Source organism: Cohnella sp. GbtcB17 (assembly GCF_019091135.1).
In the GTDB taxonomy this organism is placed as follows: domain Bacteria; phylum Bacillota; class Bacilli; order Paenibacillales; family Paenibacillaceae; genus Cohnella.
The window spans coordinates 1-236 of record NZ_JAGXJW010000484.1 but is presented as its reverse complement, the minus strand read 5'-3'; the positions used below and the strand labels follow the sequence as shown (position 1 = coordinate 236).

The 236-nt window shown below is 58.1% G+C and carries 1 protein-coding gene; it reads left to right on the top strand.

Annotated elements, in window-relative coordinates; translation table 11 throughout:
* On the top strand, nt 1–236 hold a 236-nt coding region (locus KVT38_RS34230; protein ID WP_254639763.1), incomplete at its 3' end, for a sugar phosphate nucleotidyltransferase.

Genomic DNA, 236 nt, shown 5'->3' with positions numbered 1-236 from the left:
ATGCTGTTAGCCGGAGGGGAGGGCACGCGGCTGCAACCGTCACCGCAGCAATGGGCCAAACCGGCCGTACCTTCCGGTGGAAAACACCGCATCATCGATTTGCCGATCAGCAACTGCTTAAACTCCTTCACCGATAATATCGGCATCGTCACTCAGGACCTTGCCGTACCCATCCACCAATTTTTGTGCGAAGCTAAACTTTGGTGCGCTGGACCGCGCGTGCCGCGCGGCCAATC